Origin of the sequence: Mangrovicoccus algicola, from assembly GCF_014903745.1 — a bacterium.
Lineage (GTDB): Bacteria > Pseudomonadota > Alphaproteobacteria > Rhodobacterales > Rhodobacteraceae > Mangrovicoccus > Mangrovicoccus algicola.
Map to the genome: position 1 here is coordinate 1 of NZ_JACVXA010000140.1, position 1506 is coordinate 1506.

1 protein-coding gene is annotated in these 1506 nt (G+C 75.0%); it reads right to left on the reverse strand.

Features of this window, described 5'->3' with window-relative positions; all coding sequences use genetic code 11:
• Nucleotides 1-94: 94 nt before the first annotated feature.
• Nucleotides 95-1506, reverse strand: a 1412-nt coding sequence (locus ICN82_RS21150) for an ATP-binding protein (protein ID WP_193187324.1), incomplete at its 5' end; no start/stop codon positions are given.

The window sequence follows — 1506 nt, forward strand, 5'->3', positions numbered from 1 at the left end:
GTCCCGGCTGGCGCCGCCCGATGCTGCGGCGGCGGCACTGCGCGAGCTTGCCCGGCTGGGCGCCCTGGTGGCGGCCCGGCCGTGAGCCCGCGCCTCAGGCGCGCATCAGCCCCCCGCGATCGGCCAGCAGCCCGCGCATCCGCCGCAGGTCCCAGCCGTCATCCTGCGAGGCAAGCCGCGCCGCGCATTCCGCCAGCAGCGCCGCGCGATCCGCGCCGGGTTCCGCCTCGGCCATGTCGCAGGCGATGCGCAGCGCCAGCATCCCGGCGCCCTCCTCGCGGGCCCGCGCAAGGGCTGCCGCGCGCAGACCGGCGGCACGCTCCGGGTCTCCCTCCAGCGCCGCCAGCCCGGCCTCCAGGCGCATGCGCTCGGCGCCGCACCAGGTCTCGCCGGTGCGCGTCTCCTCGGCGCGGGCATCCTCCAGCATCCCGGCCGCCCCGGCCGCATCCCCCGCGCGCAGGCAGATCCAGGCGACCAGACCGGCCGAGAAGGCCCCGTAATTCGTCGGGTTGTATTCCCGGAACAGCGCCAGCGCCTGGCGCGCCTGCGCCACCTCGGCCGGGCCGGGCGGGCGTGCCGCCCCGATCAGCCGCGCGCAGAGACCGAAGAAATGCCCCGCCCCGCGCGCCACCTTGATGTCATAGCGTTCGGCCACGACCAGCGCCGCATCCGCCCCCGCCAGAAGCGCGTCGTCATCCACCGCCATCGCCGCCAGCATCGCCTGGAAGGCAAGCGCCATCCCCAGCGAATGGCCGTGATTGATGCGTTCGGCATGGGAGACGGCGAAGGCGCTGTCGGCGCGCCCCGCGACCGGATCGCCGCGCAGCCAGCGGGTGAAGGACAGGAACACCGCGCAGATCTCGGCATTGTCGTAGCCATGGGTGAAGGCGAAACTGAGATCGCGCTCCATGTCATAGGCAGCGAAGGCGGCGGCCAGCTGGGTCTCGGCCTCGGCGAAGCGCCCGGTATGCAGCGCGACGCTGCCCAGGCCGCGGCGGCCGATCATGGCATAGGTGCGGCTGCCGCGCGCCTCGGCGGTCTTGACCAGCTGCGCCGCCCAGATTTTCGCGGCGGCGTAATCGGCGGCGACAAGCGCGTTGGAGTAGATGCCGTTGAGCGCAAGCAGCTCCGCTTCCTCGTCGCCGAGGCTCCGGGCCAGGCCCAGCATCTCGCGGGACAGCCGCCCGACCTCCGGGTCGCCGATCGAGAAGCGGCCCCGCCGCACCACCGCCAGGCCGGAGACGGCGCGCATCCGCATCCGCCGCGTCGCGACCTCGGGCGGCAGGGCGGCAAGCGCCTCCAGCGCGCGGTCGAAATAATGGTTGGCCTCCACCAGCGCGGACCCGGCCAGAAACTGTTCCGCCGCCGCCAGGGCCAGCGGCGCGGCCTCCGCCGACAGACCGGCGGCCAGCGCATGGGTGGCCAGGATGTCCGGGCGCTGCGCGGCCCCGACCGGCAGGAGCCCCCGCAGCAGCGCCAGCGCGGCCCCGTGCAGGCCGCGCCGCT